The 14,930-nt window shown below is 66.6% G+C and carries 12 protein-coding genes; all 12 read right to left on the bottom strand.

Translation table 11 applies throughout. The features are described 5' to 3' along the window. Positions 1-222: 222 nt before the first annotated feature. Positions 223-2,346 carry a polyribonucleotide nucleotidyltransferase gene (gene pnp, locus M2319_RS22260; RefSeq protein WP_264603677.1) on the bottom strand — a complete coding sequence of 708 codons (2,124 nt, stop codon included), beginning with the start codon at positions 2,344-2,346 and terminating at the stop codon, positions 223-225. 263 nt (positions 2,347-2,609) lie between these two features. After that, a complete protein-coding gene (gene rpsO / locus M2319_RS22255; protein ID WP_264603676.1) occupies positions 2,610-2,879 on the bottom strand; it encodes a 30S ribosomal protein S15 in 270 nt (89 codons plus the stop codon). A 396-nt stretch (positions 2,880-3,275) separates the two neighbouring features. After that, positions 3,276-4,274, bottom strand: coding sequence for a tRNA pseudouridine(55) synthase TruB (truB, locus tag M2319_RS22250; protein ID WP_264603675.1), 999 nt, complete (start codon positions 4,272-4,274; stop codon positions 3,276-3,278). Positions 4,275-4,286: 12 nt separating this feature from the next. Next, the gene (gene rbfA / locus M2319_RS22245) at positions 4,287-4,697 is read right to left on the bottom strand and encodes a 30S ribosome-binding factor RbfA (protein ID WP_264603674.1); all 411 of its coding nucleotides are present in this window, start codon (positions 4,695-4,697) and stop codon (positions 4,287-4,289) included. A gap of 125 nt (positions 4,698-4,822) precedes the next feature. Beyond that, positions 4,823-7,411, bottom strand: a complete 2,589-nt coding sequence (infB, locus tag M2319_RS22240; RefSeq protein WP_264603673.1) for a translation initiation factor IF-2 — start codon at positions 7,409-7,411, stop codon at positions 4,823-4,825. A 7-nt stretch (positions 7,412-7,418) separates the two neighbouring features. Continuing rightward, positions 7,419-8,069: an RNA-binding protein gene (locus M2319_RS22235; protein ID WP_264603672.1), complete on the bottom strand. Its 651-nt coding sequence runs from the start codon at positions 8,067-8,069 to the stop codon at positions 7,419-7,421. Between the two features lie 34 nt (positions 8,070-8,103). After that, complete coding sequence (gene nusA, locus M2319_RS22230; protein WP_264603671.1) at positions 8,104-9,726, bottom strand: transcription termination factor NusA; 1,623 nt, start codon at positions 9,724-9,726, stop codon at positions 8,104-8,106. A 43-nt stretch (positions 9,727-9,769) separates the two neighbouring features. Further along, complete coding sequence (rimP, locus tag M2319_RS22225) at positions 9,770-10,369, bottom strand: ribosome maturation factor RimP (protein ID WP_264603670.1); 600 nt, start codon at positions 10,367-10,369, stop codon at positions 9,770-9,772. A 215-nt stretch (positions 10,370-10,584) separates the two neighbouring features. Then, positions 10,585-11,298: a tRNA (guanosine(46)-N7)-methyltransferase TrmB gene (trmB, locus tag M2319_RS22220; protein ID WP_264603669.1), complete on the bottom strand. Its 714-nt coding sequence runs from the start codon at positions 11,296-11,298 to the stop codon at positions 10,585-10,587. 68 nt (positions 11,299-11,366) lie between these two features. Next, positions 11,367-12,542 (bottom strand): methionine adenosyltransferase, encoded by a 1,176-nt coding sequence (gene metK / locus M2319_RS22215; RefSeq protein ID WP_264603668.1) that lies wholly within the window; start codon positions 12,540-12,542, stop codon positions 11,367-11,369. Between the two features lie 118 nt (positions 12,543-12,660). Then, complete coding sequence (locus M2319_RS22210; RefSeq protein ID WP_264603667.1) at positions 12,661-13,077, bottom strand: helix-turn-helix domain-containing protein; 417 nt, start codon at positions 13,075-13,077, stop codon at positions 12,661-12,663. 196 nt (positions 13,078-13,273) lie between these two features. After that, entirely contained in the window at positions 13,274-14,881 is a 1,608-nt protein-coding gene (lnt, locus tag M2319_RS22205; RefSeq protein WP_264603666.1) for an apolipoprotein N-acyltransferase, read from the bottom strand. Positions 14,882-14,930: the final 49 nt, after the last annotated feature.

The following is a 14,930-nucleotide window of genomic DNA, read 5'->3' as shown; positions in this document are numbered from 1 at the left end:
GTTCCGTTCGATCGTCCGGTCATAGCTGTTGTCGCGCATGGGTCGCTCCTTTCCGCGATCCCATCACCGAATATCTGAACTCGCACAATTGCGAGCGGAGCGAAGCAATCCAGTGCGGCGGACGCTCAAGTCGCCGACGCCCGCATGTAACAGCGACCAAACGCAAAAAGGGCGGCCCGAGAGCCGCCCTTTCCGTATTCCTGAAAGATGCCGTGGCGCTCTTTACGCGTCCTCGGCTTCCTCGGTGATTTCCTTGCCGGTCTCCTGGTCGACGATCTTCATCGACAGGCGGACCTTGCCGCGGTCGTCGAAGCCGAGCAGCTTGACCCAGACCTTGTCGCCTTCCTTGACGATGTCGGTGGTCTTGCCGACCCGCTGCGGGGCGAGCTGGGAGATGTGGACGAGGCCGTCGCGGGCGCCGAAGAAGTTGACGAAGGCGCCGAAGTCGACGGTCTTGACGACCGTGCCCTCGTAGATCTCGCCGACTTCCGGCTCGGCCGTGATCGACTTGATCCAGTTCAGCGCCGCCTTGATCGCCTTGCCGTCGGAGGAAGCCACCTTGACGGTGCCGTCGTCCTCGACGTTGATCTTGGCGCCGGTCTTCTCGACGATCTCGCGGATCACCTTGCCGCCGGTGCCGATGACGTCACGGATCTTGTCGGTCGGGATCTGGATGACCTCGATGCGCGGGGCGTATTCGCCGAGCTCCGGACGGGCCTCGCCGATCGCCTCGGCCATCTTGCCGAGGATGTGCACCCGGCCGTCCTTGGCCTGGTCGAGGGCGATCTTCATGATCTCCTCGGTGATGCCGGTGATCTTGATGTCCATCTGCAGCGAGGTGATGCCTTCCGAGGTGCCGGCGACCTTGAAGTCCATGTCGCCGAGATGGTCCTCGTCGCCGAGGATGTCGGAGAGCACCGCGAAGCGATCGTCTTCCTTGATCAGGCCCATGGCGATGCCGGCGACGGGGCGGCGCAGCGGCACGCCCGCATCCATCAGCGCCAGCGACGAGCCGCAGACGGTGGCCATCGAGGAGGAGCCGTTGGACTCGGTGATCTCGGAAACGAGGCGGATGGTGTAGGGGAACTCATGGTGCGGCGGCAGCGCCGGGCGCAGCGCCCGCCAAGCCAGCTTGCCATGGCCGATCTCGCGGCGGCCGGGCGAGCCGATGCGGCCGGTCTCGCCGACCGAGAACGGCGGGAAGTTGTAATGCAGCATGAAGTTTTCCTTGTAGGTCCCTTCAAGCGCATCGATGAACTGCTCGTCCTCGCCGGTGCCGAGCGTGGCGACCACGAGAGCCTGGGTCTCGCCGCGGGTGAACAGGGCCGAGCCGTGGGTGCGCGGCAGCATGCCGACTTCCGACACGATCTGGCGCACGGTCTTCAGGTCGCGGCCGTCGATGCGGTCGCCGCTGTCGAGGATGCGTCCGCGGACGATCTCCTTCTCCAGCTTCTTGAACATCTCCTTGACCAGTTCCGGCGCAGGGGCGTTGTCCGGATCGGCAAAGAGGGTCTCGCCGGCCTTTTCCTTGGCGGCGGAAATGGCGGCGTGGCGCTCGGTCTTCTCGCGGATCTGGTAGGCGGAGGCGATCTCCGCGCCGGCCAGGTCCTTGACCTTTGCATAAAGCTCGGAGTTGTCCGGCAGGTTGAGGGCGCGCGGCTCCTTGGCGGCCTTTTCGGCCAGCTTGATGATGGCGTCGATGACCGGCTGGAAGCCCTTGTGGCCGAACATGACGGCCTTCAGCATGGTCTCCTCGTCGAGCTCGTGGGCTTCGGATTCGACCATCAGAACAGCATCGCCGGTGCCGGCGACGACGAGGTCGAGCTTGGTCTCCGGCATCTCGTCGAGCTGCGGGTTGAGGACGTACTCGCCGTTGATGAGGCCGACGCGGGCGCCGCCGATCGGGCCCATGAAGGGAACGCCGGACAGGGTCAGCGCGGCCGAGGCGGCGACCATGGCGACGATGTCGGGATCGTTCTCAAGGTCGTGCGACAGCACGGTGGCGATCACCTGGGTCTCGCACTTGAAGCCGGGCGCAAAGAGCGGGCGGATCGGACGGTCGATGAGGCGGGAGGTCAGCACCTCCTTCTCGGTCGGCCGGCCCTCGCGCTTGAAGAAGCCGCCCGGGATCTTGCCGGCGGCGAAGGTCTTTTCCTGGTAGTGGACGGTGAGCGGGAAGAAGTCGATGCCGGCGCGCGGCTGGTCCTCGGAGACGACGGTGGCCATCACCGTGGTCTCGCCATAGGTGGCGACGACGGAGCCGTGGGCCTGGCGGGCGACGCGGCCCGTCTCCAGGGTCAGCGTGCGGCCGCCCCACTCGATCTCTTCGCGTTGGATGTCAAACATGGTTGTCCTTTCGTGCATACGTGCGTGCTGTCACGGGGCACGACGCACCACGGGCAAGACGGCGAGGCGCTCTCCCGGTCCGGCCGCGGCCGGAGCGTCGGAAAAGCGTCTGGCTATCCTGCCCCATGGTTTGCCTTGCGTTCCGTGCAAACTGCCGTGGCGGGCCCATCCCGCCACGGGGCTTTTGTATCGGCGCGCAAGCGGCGGTCCTTCGGGACCCGGCCGGATGCGGCGCGCCGATACACTGTGCGCCGATGCCGTTGTTAGCGGCGCAGTCCGAGACGCTCGATCAGCGTACGGTAGCGGGCATTGTCCTTCTTCTTCAGATAGTCGAGAAGACGGCGCCGCTGGCTGACCAGCTTCAGGAGGCCGCGGCGGGAATGGTTATCCTTGCCGTGGACCTTGAAATGGCCGGTCAGGTTGACGATGCGCTCGGTCAGGATGGCGACCTGGACTTCCGGGGAACCGGTATCTCCGTCCTTGGTCGCAAATTCGGTGACAAGCTCCTGCTTGCGTTCGGCAGTGATCGACATCGGGTACCTCCAAATCGGTCTTGAGCTACAGATGCCCCGCAAAAAGCGCCGTCCGTGGCGCATTGCGGGCCGCACCATCCGGGCTTCCCAGAAACGATACCGCGAACGGCGGCGGCAAGCGGCGCCGGAGGGATCGTCGATGGATCGGATGGGCATCGACCCCGGGGTCGTCTGGCCAGGCCGGGATGTCGTCCAGCGTGGTCGGGCAGACCCGGATCGTTCGGCGGCCCGTCCGGTTTTGGCCGGAGCGATGCCGCAGCGCCTGCCTAACGGAAAACACCGACAAAGGCCAGCGTTTTCTTTGCCGGGCGAGCGGCCGCAAGGTCAGGGTTAAGGCCGGGTTCCGGGCGATACGACCGGCGGCGACGCAGGCGATGGCGCCGCGCGGGCCACTCCCTAGAGATTGAAAACCCGGCTCGGTCGCAACTCGCCGCGGTCCACCTCACCGAGGGCGACAAGCTGGCCGCGGCAGGTGGCGAAGACCTCGCTGCCGGCGACCGGGGCGTCGCGGCCGCGCAGGATGACGCCCTGGCCGCGGCGCAGGCGCGCCGCCGCATTGGCATCGACGGCAAGCTCGGGAAGGTCGGCGAGCGCCGTCTCCACCGGCAGCATCACATCGTCGAACACCTCCGGGTCGAGCGGCGCCGGTCGCTTCGGGGCGTCGCCGTCGGCGGTCTCGTCCGCATCGTCGCCGTCGGCGGCCATTTCTTCGCGGGCTTCGGCGGCGATTTCCTCGAGTTCGTCGAGGGTCACCATGTCCTCCTCGTCGAAGGGACCGACGAGGACTCGGCGCAGCGCGCAGACATGGCCGTGCGTGCCGAGGCGGCGGCCGATGTCGCGGGCGAGCGCGCGCACATAGGTGCCCTTGCCGCATTCGGCCTCAAAGACCGAGGTCTCCGCATCCGGGGTGTCGATCAGGTCGAGGCGGTGGATCTCGATCGGGCGGGCTTCCAGGACGACCTCCTCGCCGGCGCGGGCGAGGTCATAGGCGCGCTCGCCGTCGATCTTGATGGCGGAGAATTTCGGCGGGGTCTGCAGGATCTCGCCGGTGAACTCCGGCAGCACGGCGCGAATATCCTCCGCACCGGGCAAGAGGTCGGAGGTGGCGATCACCTCCCCTTCGGTGTCGTCGGTGTCGGTCTCAACGCCCCAGCGCACGGTGAAGCGATAGACCTTCCGCCCGTCCATGACATAGGGCACCGTCTTCGTCGCCTCCCCGAAGGCAAGCGGCAGGAGACCGCTGGCCAGCGGGTCGAGGGTGCCGGCATGGCCGGCCTTTTGCGGATTGAGCAGCCATTTCACCCGGCCGAGGGCCTGGGTGGACGACAGGCCCACCGGCTTGTCGAGGATCAGCCAGCCGTCGACCTTGTTGCGTTTCTTCTTGCCCCGTGCCATCGGCCGAACCGCTCAGTTCTCGTCGTCGCCGGGCTCAAGGTCGTGGGCGACCTTCGGCTGCTTCAAGAGCTTGTCGACGCGGGTGTCATCGTCGAAGCGGGTGTCGAGCTGGAAATGGAGCTCCGGGCTGAAGCGCAGCTCGACCTGGCGATTGAGCTGGCCGCGCATGAACTTGCGGTGCTTTTCCAGGGCCTTCACCACGGCGTCCTCGTCGGCGCCGCCGAGCGGCTCGACGAAGCAGGTGGCGTGCTTCAGGTCCGGCGACATGCGCACCTCGGTGACCGTGATGATGTGGGTCTCCAGCACCGGATCGATGACCTCGCGGCGGGTCAGGAGGTCGGCAAGGGCGTGGCGGATGAGTTCGCCGACGCGCAACTGACGCTGGCTCGGCATGCCGGCGGACGGGCCGCTGTGATGTCTCATAAAAGGGTCTCTTGATCGCTGCACGGGCGGGGCGGGATCGGACCGCCGCCGCCGTTTCAAATCTTACGCAAAAAATCTCCGTGCCGGGCGCCGCCCGGCGACAGAGAACCGGCTGGACGCGGACGCTAGAGCGTGCGCGCCACCTCCTCGACCCGGTAGCACTCGATGACGTCGCCGGGGCGCATGTCCTGGTAGTTCTCGAAGGCCATGCCGCATTCCTGGCCGGCGACGACGTTCTTCACCTCGTCCTTGAAGCGCTTCAGCGTCGACAGCTTGCCCTCGTGGACGACGACGTCGTCGCGGATCAGGCGGACGCCCGCGCCGCGCTCCACATTGCCGTCGGTGACCCGGCAGCCGGCGACCTTGCCGACCTTGGAGATGTTGAAGACCTCCAGGATCTCGGCGTTGCCGAGCATGGTCTCGCGGCGCTCCGGCGACAGCATGCCGGACATCGCCGCCTTCACGTCATCCACCAGGTCGTAGATGATGTTGTAGTAGCGGATCTCCACGCCCTCGCGCTCCGCCGCCTCGCGGGCCTGGCGGTTGGCGCGGACGTTAAAGCCGATGATCGGGGCATGGGACGCGGCGGCCAGCGTCACGTCGGATTCGGTGATGCCGCCGACGGCGCCGTGGACGACACGGGCGGCGACCTCCTCGTTGCCGAGCTTGTCGAGCGCGCCGTTGATGGCCTCAACGGAGCCCTGCACGTCGCCCTTGATGACGAGGACGAATTCCTTGCGGCCGTCTTCCTGCAGCCGGCTCATCATCTGCTGCAGCGAGCCGCGGGCGGTCGCCGCGTGGCTCTTCTCGCGGCGCTGGCGCTGGCGGTATTCGACGACCTCGCGGGCGCGGGCCTCGTTCTCGACGACGGCGAAGCGGTCGCCCGCTTCCGGCGTTCCCTGGAAGCCGAGCACCTCGACCGGCATCGACGGGCCGGCTTCCGTGGTCTGCTCGCCGTGGTCGTCGATCAGGGCGCGCACGCGGCCCCATTCGGCGCCGGCGACGAGGATGTTGCCGACCTCAAGCGTGCCGCGCTGGACGAGGACGGTGGCGACCGGGCCGCGGCCCTTGTCGAGCTTGGCCTCGATGACGATGCCTTCGGCCTCGCGGTCTGGATTGGCCTGCAGCTCCATCAGTTCGGTCTGCAGCAGGATCGCTTCCAGGACGCCTTCCAGATTGGTCTTCTTCAGCGCCGAGACCTCGACCTCGAGGGTATCGCCGCCCATTGATTCCACGACGATCTCGTGCTGCAGGAGCTCGGTGCGGACCCGGTTGGGGTCGGCGCCGGGCTTGTCGATCTTGTTGATGGCGACGATGATCGGCACCTCGGCGGCCTTGGCGTGGTTGATCGCCTCGATCGTCTGCGGCATGACGCCGTCGTCTGCCGCAACCACCAGGATGACGACGTCGGTCACCTGGGCGCCGCGGGCGCGCATCGCCGTGAAGGCGGCGTGGCCCGGGGTGTCGATGAAGGTGATCTTCTGGCCGTTCTGCTCGACCTGGTAGGCGCCGATATGCTGGGTGATGCCGCCGGCCTCGCCGGAGACCACGTTGGCGTGGCGGATGGCATCGAGCAGCGAGGTCTTGCCGTGGTCGACGTGGCCCATGATGGTCACGACCGGCGGGCGCTGCGCCATGTCCTCGGTGGCGTCATCCTCGCTGAACAGGCCCTCCTCGACGTCGGCCTCGGACACGCGCTTGACGCTGTGGCCGAGTTCCTCGGCGATGAGCTGGGCGGTATCGGCGTCGATGACGTCGTTGATCTTCAGCATCTGGCCCTGCTTCATCAACATCTTGATGACGTCGACGGCGCGCTCGGCCATGCGGTTGGCCAGTTCCTGGATGGTGATCGTCTCGGGGATGATGACGTCGCGCACGACCTTCTCGCGGGCGCCGCCCGCCTGGGAGGCCCGTGCCTTTTCGCGCTCGCGGCGGCGGCGCATGGCGGCAAGGCTGCGGCCGCGTTCCGCGTCGTCCTCAAAGGCGCTGGTGATGGTCAGCTTGGTGCGCCGGCGCTCGTCGCCGCGGCGGGCGGTCTTGGTCTCGGCGGCGCGCGGGCGCTTCACCGGCTTCAGGGCGCCGTCGGCGTCGGTCTCTTCCTTCTCCGGCTTTTCAGCCTTGTGAGCCTTGTCCGCCTTGGCGGGCGCCGGGGCGGCCTCATCCGGCACCACCGGCTGGGCGACTTCCGCGGCGGCAAGGCGCGCCTCTTCTTCGGCGGCCTGGCGCGCGGCTTCCTCTTCCTCGGCCTTGCGCTTGGCCTCTTCCTCTTCGGCCTTCTTGCGCGCCTCTTCTTCCTCGACCTTGCGGCGCGCCTCTTCCTCGGCAAGGCGCTTGGCCTCTTCCTCGGCGCGCTGGCGCTCCTCGGCCTCGCGGACACGCGCATCGGCCAACGCCTGGGCGCGGGCATCGACCTCGTCGGAGGTCAGGCTGCGCAGCACGACGCCTTTCTTGCCGCTGCTGTCCGTCGCCGGCTTCTTTTCGGCGGCAGCCGGCTTTGCGGCGGGCTTGGGCGCCTCGGCGGTGGCCGTCTCGGCCGCGGCCTCGCCCTGGCTCGGCATCACGACACGGCGCTTCTTCTTTTCGACCACGACCGCCTTGGAGCGGCCATGGGAGAAGCTCTGCCGCACCGTACCCTGTTCGGTACGCTTCAAGGACAGCGTCTTCTTGCGCTCGACGTGGATGGTCTTGTCGCCGGAGTTGTTCGAATCGCTCATACTATCTTCAGTCCTGCGGAGCCGCTTGCCGGCTTCCAATCTCGTCATCCGTTCGATCAGCACCGTCGCGGTAGCGCGTCAGGTCCCGGACGCGCCGGACCACTGCCTCGCTCGCCCGAGCCTCGAGCAGTGCTGCATGTATCACATTTGCCCGGCCCAATGCCAAACCCAATTGGTCAGAGCCGAAAACGCGGATAACCGGCGGTGTGCCGGCATCCCCGAAACGGCGGCGCAGGGCCGCCATCATCTTGCGTGCGCCGTCGTCCGCGGCATCGGCCGCAATGACGAGGGCGGTAAGGGCTTCCTTGCCGATCGCCGCCTCGACCTTGGCGAAACCGGTGACGACGCTGCCGGCCTTGCGGGCCATGGACAGGCTCGACAGGGCCGCCGTCTCGATCAGCCGTTCGACGCGCTCGGCAAGGCCCGGCTCAACGTGAGCCTCAGCCTTGAAGGCGCGGCCGAACAGCCGCTTCTTTTCCGCCTCGGCAACGTTTGCCCTGTCGGCGGTAATCCAGACGCCCCGGCCCGGCAGCCGTGCCTTAAGATCCGGGACGACGGAGCCGTCCGGCGCCAACGCAAAGCGCAGCAGGTCCTCGGTGTTCCGGGTCCGGCGTGTCACGATGCAGCGGCGCTCCTTCGGTTCGTTCCTTGGCGGCATGGCGGAAAGGCTGGCTCCAGCGGTCGGTCATCGCTCAGACGCGTTCCGCGTCGCCTTCGGCGGCCTCGGCGCCTTCGCCTTCCTCGCTCTCTTCCTCGGCCACAAGGTCCTCCGGCGTGATCCAGCCGGCCTTGATGCGGGCGTCCATGATCATCGCCTCGGCCTCGGCGCGCGACAGGTTGAAGTCGCTGAGGGCGCCCGGATAGCGCTGGACCTCGCCGTCAACCTTCTCGGTCCAGCCGACCAGGTCATCGGTGGCGCAGCCGGCGAAGTCCTCGATCGACTTGATGTCGTCCTTGCCGAGGGCGACCATCATGGCCGTGGTGACGCCGTCGATCTCGCGCACCTCGTCGAGGACGCCGAGGGTCTGGCGCTCCTCGTCCTGGGCGCGCTCGATCTCTTCCAGATGCTCGCGGGCGCGTTCCTGGATCTCCACCGCGGTGTCCTCGTCGAAGCCTTCGACCGAGGCGACCTCGTCGGTCTCGACGAAGGCGACTTCCTCGACCGAGGAAAAGCCTTCCGAGGCCAGGAGCTGGCCGACGACCTCGTCGACGTTGAGGGCATCCATGAAGAGCTGGGTGCGGTCGGCGAATTCCTTCTGGCGCCGTTCCGACTCTTCCTGCTCGGTCATGATGTCGATGTCCCAGCCGGTAAGCTGGGAGGCAAGGCGGACGTTCTGGCCGCGCCGGCCGATGGCCAGCGAAAGCTGCTCGTCGGGCACCACGACCTCGATGCGCTCGGCATCCTCGTCGAGCACCACCTTGGCGACCTCGGCCGGCTGCAGCGCGTTGACGATGAAGGTGGCGTTGTCCAGCGACCAGGGAATGATGTCGATCTTCTCGCCCTGCAGTTCGCCGACGACGGCCTGGACGCGGCTGCCGCGCATGCCGACGCAGGCGCCGACCGGATCGATGGAGCTGTCGTGCGACAGCACGGCGATCTTGGCGCGGCTGCCCGGATCGCGGGCGACCGACTTCACCTCGATGATGCCGTCATAGATCTCCGGCACTTCCTGGGTGAACAGCTTGGCCATGAACTGCGGGTGGGTGCGCGACAGGAAGATCTGCGGGCCGCGCTGTTCGCGGCGGACGTCGTAGATATAGGCGCGCACGCGGTCGCCGTTGCGGAACGCCTCGCGCGGGATCAGCTCGTCGCGGCGGATAATGCCCTCGCCGCGGCCGAGGTCGACGATGACGTTGCCGTATTCGGTCCGCTTGACGACGCCGTTGACGATCTCGCCGATGCGGTCCTTGAATTCCTCGAACTGGCGGTCGCGCTCGGCGTCGCGGACGCGCTGGACGATGACCTGCTTGGCCGACTGGGCGGCGATGCGGCCGAAATCGAGCGGCGGCAGCGGCTCGGCGATGAAGTCGCCGACGCGGGCGGCCGGGTTGCGCTCCTGGGCCTCGGCGAGCGAGATCTCGGTGGAGGTGTTCTCCACCTCCTCGACCACGGTCAGCAGCCGCTGCAGGCGCAATTCGCCGGTCTTGGGGTTGATCTCGGCGCGGACTTCCGTCTCAGACCCGAACCGCGAGCGGGCCGCCTTCTGGATGGCGTCCTCCATCGCCGCGATGACGATCTCGCGGTCGATGGTCTTCTCGCGCGCGACCGCATCGGCGATCTGCAAGAGTTCCAGTCTGTTCGCACTAATGGCCATGTCGTTGTCTCTCCTCGCGGGGGCGTTCGGGCGGTCGGCCGCCTCAAACCTCCGTGTCGCCGGCGTCACCTGCGCCGGTATCGTCGTCGGCTTCGCTCTGGCGTTTCTTTTCCGCCTTCAGCGTCGCTGCGATCAGTTCGTCGGTCAAAACCAGTCTTGCCTCGCCGATATCCTCCAGGCGAAGCCATACCTTGTCGGTACCGTCCGGCGCCGGATCGGCGAGCGCCAACCCGACAGTGCCGTCGTCGCTTGTGCCGAGGATCGTGCCGCGGAACCGCTTGCGGCCATCGACCGGCACCTCCATCTCGATCTTGCCGATATGCCCGGACCAGCGGTCGAAATCGGTGGCGCGGACCAGCGGCCTGTCGATGCCCGGCGACGAGATTTCCAGATGATACTCCCGATCGATCGGATCATCCACATCGAGGACCGGAGAAAGCTCCCGGCTGATCGCCTCGCAGTCCTCGACGGTCATGGAGCCGTCCGGCCGTTCGGCCATGATCTGCAGCGTGCAACCGTTCTGGCCGGAAATGCGGACCCGAACCAGCCGGTAGCCGAGATCCTCGATCACCGGCTCCGCAATCGTGGCGAGGCGGGCGTCGAGCCCTGTCTCCGTAACGATCCTCGGTTCGTGTGCGGTCACGTCCAGATCCGACCCTTCTCTTCATGTCTCTTGCGGCACCATCGGCAAGGGGTGCGCCTAAACGAAAAAGAGCGGGTCCCCGGGGGGCCCACTCTCAACTGCTTACCGATGAAGCTGATTGAGAAATTGAACTCGGCGCAAATATACGCACTTTCGCCGCCGTTGCAAGGTCGGCGTCCGCGCACCCTTGCCGATGCCGGGACAAGGGCCGGTGCTCACCCCGCCAGCGGTGCCGCGTCGGTCCGCCGGAAGCGCAGATAGGTCGGCACGCGCCCTTCGCGGATTGCCTTGGCCTCGTAGCGGGTGCCCGGCCAGTCGGCAAAGGGCCGGCGCCAGTCGTCGGCGCGGCGCGCGGTCCAGGCAAACGAGGGATGGTCGCGGATATGGGCGAGCGTCCAGGCGACGTAGCTCTCGATGTCGCTGGCGACCAGAAGCTCGCCGCCGGGGCGCAGCACCCGGGCGATGCGGTCGAGATTCTCCCGCGACACGAACCGCCGCTTCCAGTGGCGCCGCTTCGGCCAGGGGTCCGGATAGAGCAGGAACACCCGTTGCAGCGCCGCGTCGGGCAGCCAGTCGAGGACGTCGCCGGCATCGCCCTCGTGCAGGCGGATATTGGCAAGGCCGGTCGCATCGACGGCGCTGACGGCCTTGGCCATGCCGTTGACGAAGGGCTCGCAGCCGATGATGCCGATGTCGGGGTTGGCGCCGGCCCGGGCGACGAGATGCTCGCCGCCGCCAAAGCCGATCTCCATCCAAAGGGCGCGCACAGCGGCGCCCGGAAACAGCAGCGCCGGCCGGTCAGGTGCCGGTGTCGTCAGGTCGAGGGCGAGGCGCGGCAGGAGACCAGCCATCAGGCCGGTGCGGCGTGCGCCCAGCTTCTTGCCCTTGCGACGGCCGTAAAGGGTTCCGGCACGGCGCTCCCCGGTCATCGGAATGCCCCACCTTTGACGGGCGCCGACAAGGAGCCGGCGCCCTGTTTCCCGCAAGCGGGGCCTGTTCAGACCTTCAGCGCGGTGCGCAGGTCGTCGACGAGGTCGGTCTTTTCCCAGGAAAAGCCGCCGTCGCCTTCCGGAATGCGGCCGAAATGGCCGTAGGCGGCGGTGCGCTCGAAGATCGGTCGGTTGAGCTGCAGATGGACGCGGATGCCGCGCGGGCGCAGGTCCATGATCTCGGCCAGCGCTTTTTCCAGCGCCTCCTCGGAGACCTGACCGGTGCCGTGGGTGTCGACATAGAGCGCCAGCGGCTCTGGCACGCCAATGGCATAGGCAAGCTGGATGGTGCAGCGCTCGGCCAGTTCGGCGGCGACGACGTTCTTGGCCAGGTAGCGCGCGGCATAGGCGGCCGAGCGGTCGACCTTGGTCGGGTCCTTGCCGGAGAAGGCGCCGCCGCCATGGGGCGCGGCACCGCCATAGGTGTCGACGATGATCTTGCGGCCGGTGAGGCCGGCGTCGCCGTCCGGGCCGCCGATGACGAACTTGCCGGTCGGATTGACGTGCCAGGAGGTCTCGTCGGAAATCCAGCCCTCCGGCAGCGCCCGGTCGATATAGGGCTCGACCAGCTTGCGCACGTCGTAGGACGACAGGTCCGGGTCGAGATGCTGGGTCGACAGCACCACGGAGGTGACGGCGACCGGCTTGTTGTTCTCGTAGCGGACGGTGACCTGGGACTTGGCGTCCGGGCCGAGCTTCGGCTCGTTGCCGGAATGGCGCGCTTCGGCCAGGAGGCGCAGGATCTTGTGGGCGTAGTGGATCGGCGCCGGCATCAGCTCCGGGGTGTCACGGCAGGCGAAGCCGAACATGATGCCCTGGTCGCCCGCGCCCTCGTCCTTGTTGCCGGAGGCGTCGACGCCCTGGGCGATGTCGGACGACTGCTCGTGGACGTAGCACTCGAAGGCGGAATTCTTCCAGTGGAAGCCGTCCTGCTCATAGCCGATATCGCGCACGACCCGGCGGGCGATGTCTTCCATGGTGTCGGCGTTGATGGAGGCCGGACCCCGGACCTCGCCGGCGAGCACGATCCGGTTGGTGGTGACCAGCGTCTCCACGGCAACGCGCGAGACCGGATCGGCCTCCATGAACGCGTCGACAACGCCGTCGGAAATGCGGTCGCAAACCTTGTCGGGATGGCCTTCCGAGACGGACTCGCTGGTGAAGAGATAATTGCTGCGGGACATCGGCGGGACTGCTTTTTGGCTGGTTGTCACAAAATTATGGTGGGAGACCACATGGGGGCTCCCACCACTATCGCGGCTGTTTTGACAACCTTTGTGAGCCGGGTCAAGCAGCCGGCCGTCAGCTTTCGGCTTCGTCGTCCGCCAGGGATTTCACGAGATCGACGATTCGCTTGCGGACCTTCGCATCCTTGATCTGGACGAAGGCCTTGTTGAGGGCGAGGCCCTCGGACGAAGACAGGAAGTCGACGACATAAGTTGCCGGCTTTCCTTCCTCGAATCCTTTTGCTGCTTCCTCCGGCGTCCCCGGAGCATCCTCGAAGAAGAAGGCGACGGGGACTTTGAGAACCGTGGCGATATGCTGCAGGCGGCTGGCGCCGATCCTGTTGGTTCCCTTCTCGTATTTCTGGATCTGCTGGAACGTGATACCCAGATGCTCGCCAAGTTTTTCCTGGCTCATTCCAAGCATCATACGCCGAAGCCGGACCCGGCTCCCGACGTGGATATCGATCGGGTTGGGAGATTTCTTACTGGGCATGTGGCCACCGTGTTTGTTTATCTTTTTTGCGGAATCGCAGTTTTTTTTATGCCGATACGTCTCTCATTCGGGCTCGGTGACCGTACCCCCAAAACCGCATCGACATTGCATGCTGCGTCGCCTGCACGTGTAAGAACAGGCGCGCGCGATATTGAAACCATTGTTAGGAAAGAGTCAAACCATTCGACGCATCCAACTACTGGAGGCGTCGGCGTTTTAAAAACATCGTTAAAATTGCAAGGATCGCGCAAAACCCGAAAATACTGATATCCCCCAGTCGCGAATAGGTCGTATGCAAGTTGGCTGACGGTAAGGTGTTATCGATAACGCCGCCAAGATTTAAAGGTTGTTTTGCAATAATTCTCCCGTAGGGGTCGATTATCGCCGAAATGCCGGTATTCGCTGCACGCACAACCGGAATCCCGGCCTCCACGGCCCTGAGGCGCGCCTGCTGCAAATGCTGGTAGGGGCCGGGCGAATCACCGAACCAGGCGTCGTTGGTGACGTTCAGGATCCAGGCCGCCGGTCGGTCTTCGGTGTGCTCGGCGCCCGGAAAGATGATCTCGTAGCAGATCGACGGAGCGGCGGGCGGCGCGCCGGGAATGGTCAGGGCCTTGCGCGCGACACCGGCGCTGAAACCGCCCTTCAGGCGGGTCAACTGCTCCAGGCCGATGGCCTCCAGGAAGTCCTGAGCCGGCAGATATTCGCCGAACGGCACCAGGCGCACCTTGTCGTAGGCGTCGACGATGGTGCCCTCGTGGTTGATCACGTAGATGGAATTGAAGTAGCGCCGGTTCGGGCCGACCGAGGCCGGCTCGGCCCGGACCGCGCCGGTGATGAGGACCGTTCCGGGCGGCAACAGGTCGGCGATCGCGGCAAGGGCGTCCGGGTTTTCGGTCAGCAAAAAAGGAAAGGCCGATTCCGGCCAGATCAGGTGCGTGACGCCCAGAAGACCGATCCGGTCGGGCGAGGTCGCGCGGGCGCTGAGCTCCAGATAGCTTTCGAAAATCCGCTTGCGATTTTCCGGTTTCCACTTGTCGGCCTGGGGAATCGCCGGCTGGACGATGCGCAACCGTACGTCCTCACGGCGCTCATCGGTCGCACCCTGAAGGCGAACGACGCCATAGGCGAGAACGCCGCCATAGAGGACGGCAGCAAGGGCGACGACGAATATGCGCTGGCCGCGACCGGCGCGGTCGGGCGTCGCGAGCAGCGCCGGCGCGGCAAAGATGACGACGGCGAGCACGGCCATCGCCTCGACGCCGACAAGGGCGGCGGCCTGCATCTGCACGCCGTTGGCGGCAAGCAGATAGCCGAGGCCGTTCCAGGGAAAACCGGTGAAGAGGTGGCCGCGCAGCCATTCGGCAAGGCCGAAGGCGATGGCGAGGACGAGGATGCGGCCGGGCGATTCGGACCAGAACAGGCGTGCGGCCGCGGCGCCAAGCGCCCAGAACAGCGCCAGGCCGGCCGGCAGCGCGATGACGGCGAGCGGCAGCAGCCAGCCGAAGATGTCCGCCTCGACCAGGAAGGCGTAACCGATCCACCACAGGCCGGCGAGAAAATAGCCGAAGCCGAAGCACCAGCCGAGAATCGCGGCGGGCCTGAGGCGGGCAAGCCGGCCGGAGCGCGTGCGGTCGACGGCGCCGTCCATCAGCCAGACGAAGACCGGGAAGGTCAGCCACAGCACCGGGAAGAAGTTGACCGGGGCCAGTGCCAGCGCCGACAGAGCCCCGGCAAGGAAGGCGTAGAGCGCGCGGCGCCAGCCCCAGGCAAGGACGAAATGGTTGGCGATGGACTGGAACATGCCGCGGGACCCGAATCAGCGATCAGGGCCGAGCATTCAAAGAGGAGGC

The organism is Rhodobium gokarnense (genome assembly GCF_025961475.1).
In the GTDB taxonomy this organism is placed as follows: Bacteria; Pseudomonadota; Alphaproteobacteria; order Rhizobiales; family Rhodobiaceae; genus Rhodobium; species Rhodobium gokarnense.
The sequence above is the reverse complement of the archived record's forward strand: the minus strand, read 5'-3'. Positions and strand labels throughout refer to the sequence as shown.

Coding starts and splice junctions, on each gene's coding strand:
- pnp (WP_264603677.1), bottom strand. CDS start 2,346: ATGTTTGACATCCAACGCGAAGAGATCGAGTGGGGCGGCCGCACGCTG.
- metK (WP_264603668.1), bottom strand. CDS start 12,542: ATGTCCCGCAGCAATTATCTCTTCACCAGCGAGTCCGTCTCGGAAGGC.
- lnt (WP_264603666.1), bottom strand. CDS start 14,881: ATGTTCCAGTCCATCGCCAACCATTTCGTCCTTGCCTGGGGCTGGCGC.
- truB (WP_264603675.1), bottom strand. CDS start 4,274: ATGGCACGGGGCAAGAAGAAACGCAACAAGGTCGACGGCTGGCTGATC.
- M2319_RS22235 (WP_264603672.1), bottom strand. CDS start 8,069: ATGCCGCCAAGGAACGAACCGAAGGAGCGCCGCTGCATCGTGACACGC.
- rpsO (WP_264603676.1), bottom strand. CDS start 2,879: ATGTCGATCACTGCCGAACGCAAGCAGGAGCTTGTCACCGAATTTGCG.
- trmB (WP_264603669.1), bottom strand. CDS start 11,298: ATGACCGGGGAGCGCCGTGCCGGAACCCTTTACGGCCGTCGCAAGGGC.
- infB (WP_264603673.1), bottom strand. CDS start 7,411: ATGAGCGATTCGAACAACTCCGGCGACAAGACCATCCACGTCGAGCGC.
- M2319_RS22210 (WP_264603667.1), bottom strand. CDS start 13,077: ATGCCCAGTAAGAAATCTCCCAACCCGATCGATATCCACGTCGGGAGC.
- nusA (WP_264603671.1), bottom strand. CDS start 9,726: ATGGCCATTAGTGCGAACAGACTGGAACTCTTGCAGATCGCCGATGCG.
- rbfA (WP_264603674.1), bottom strand. CDS start 4,697: ATGAGACATCACAGCGGCCCGTCCGCCGGCATGCCGAGCCAGCGTCAG.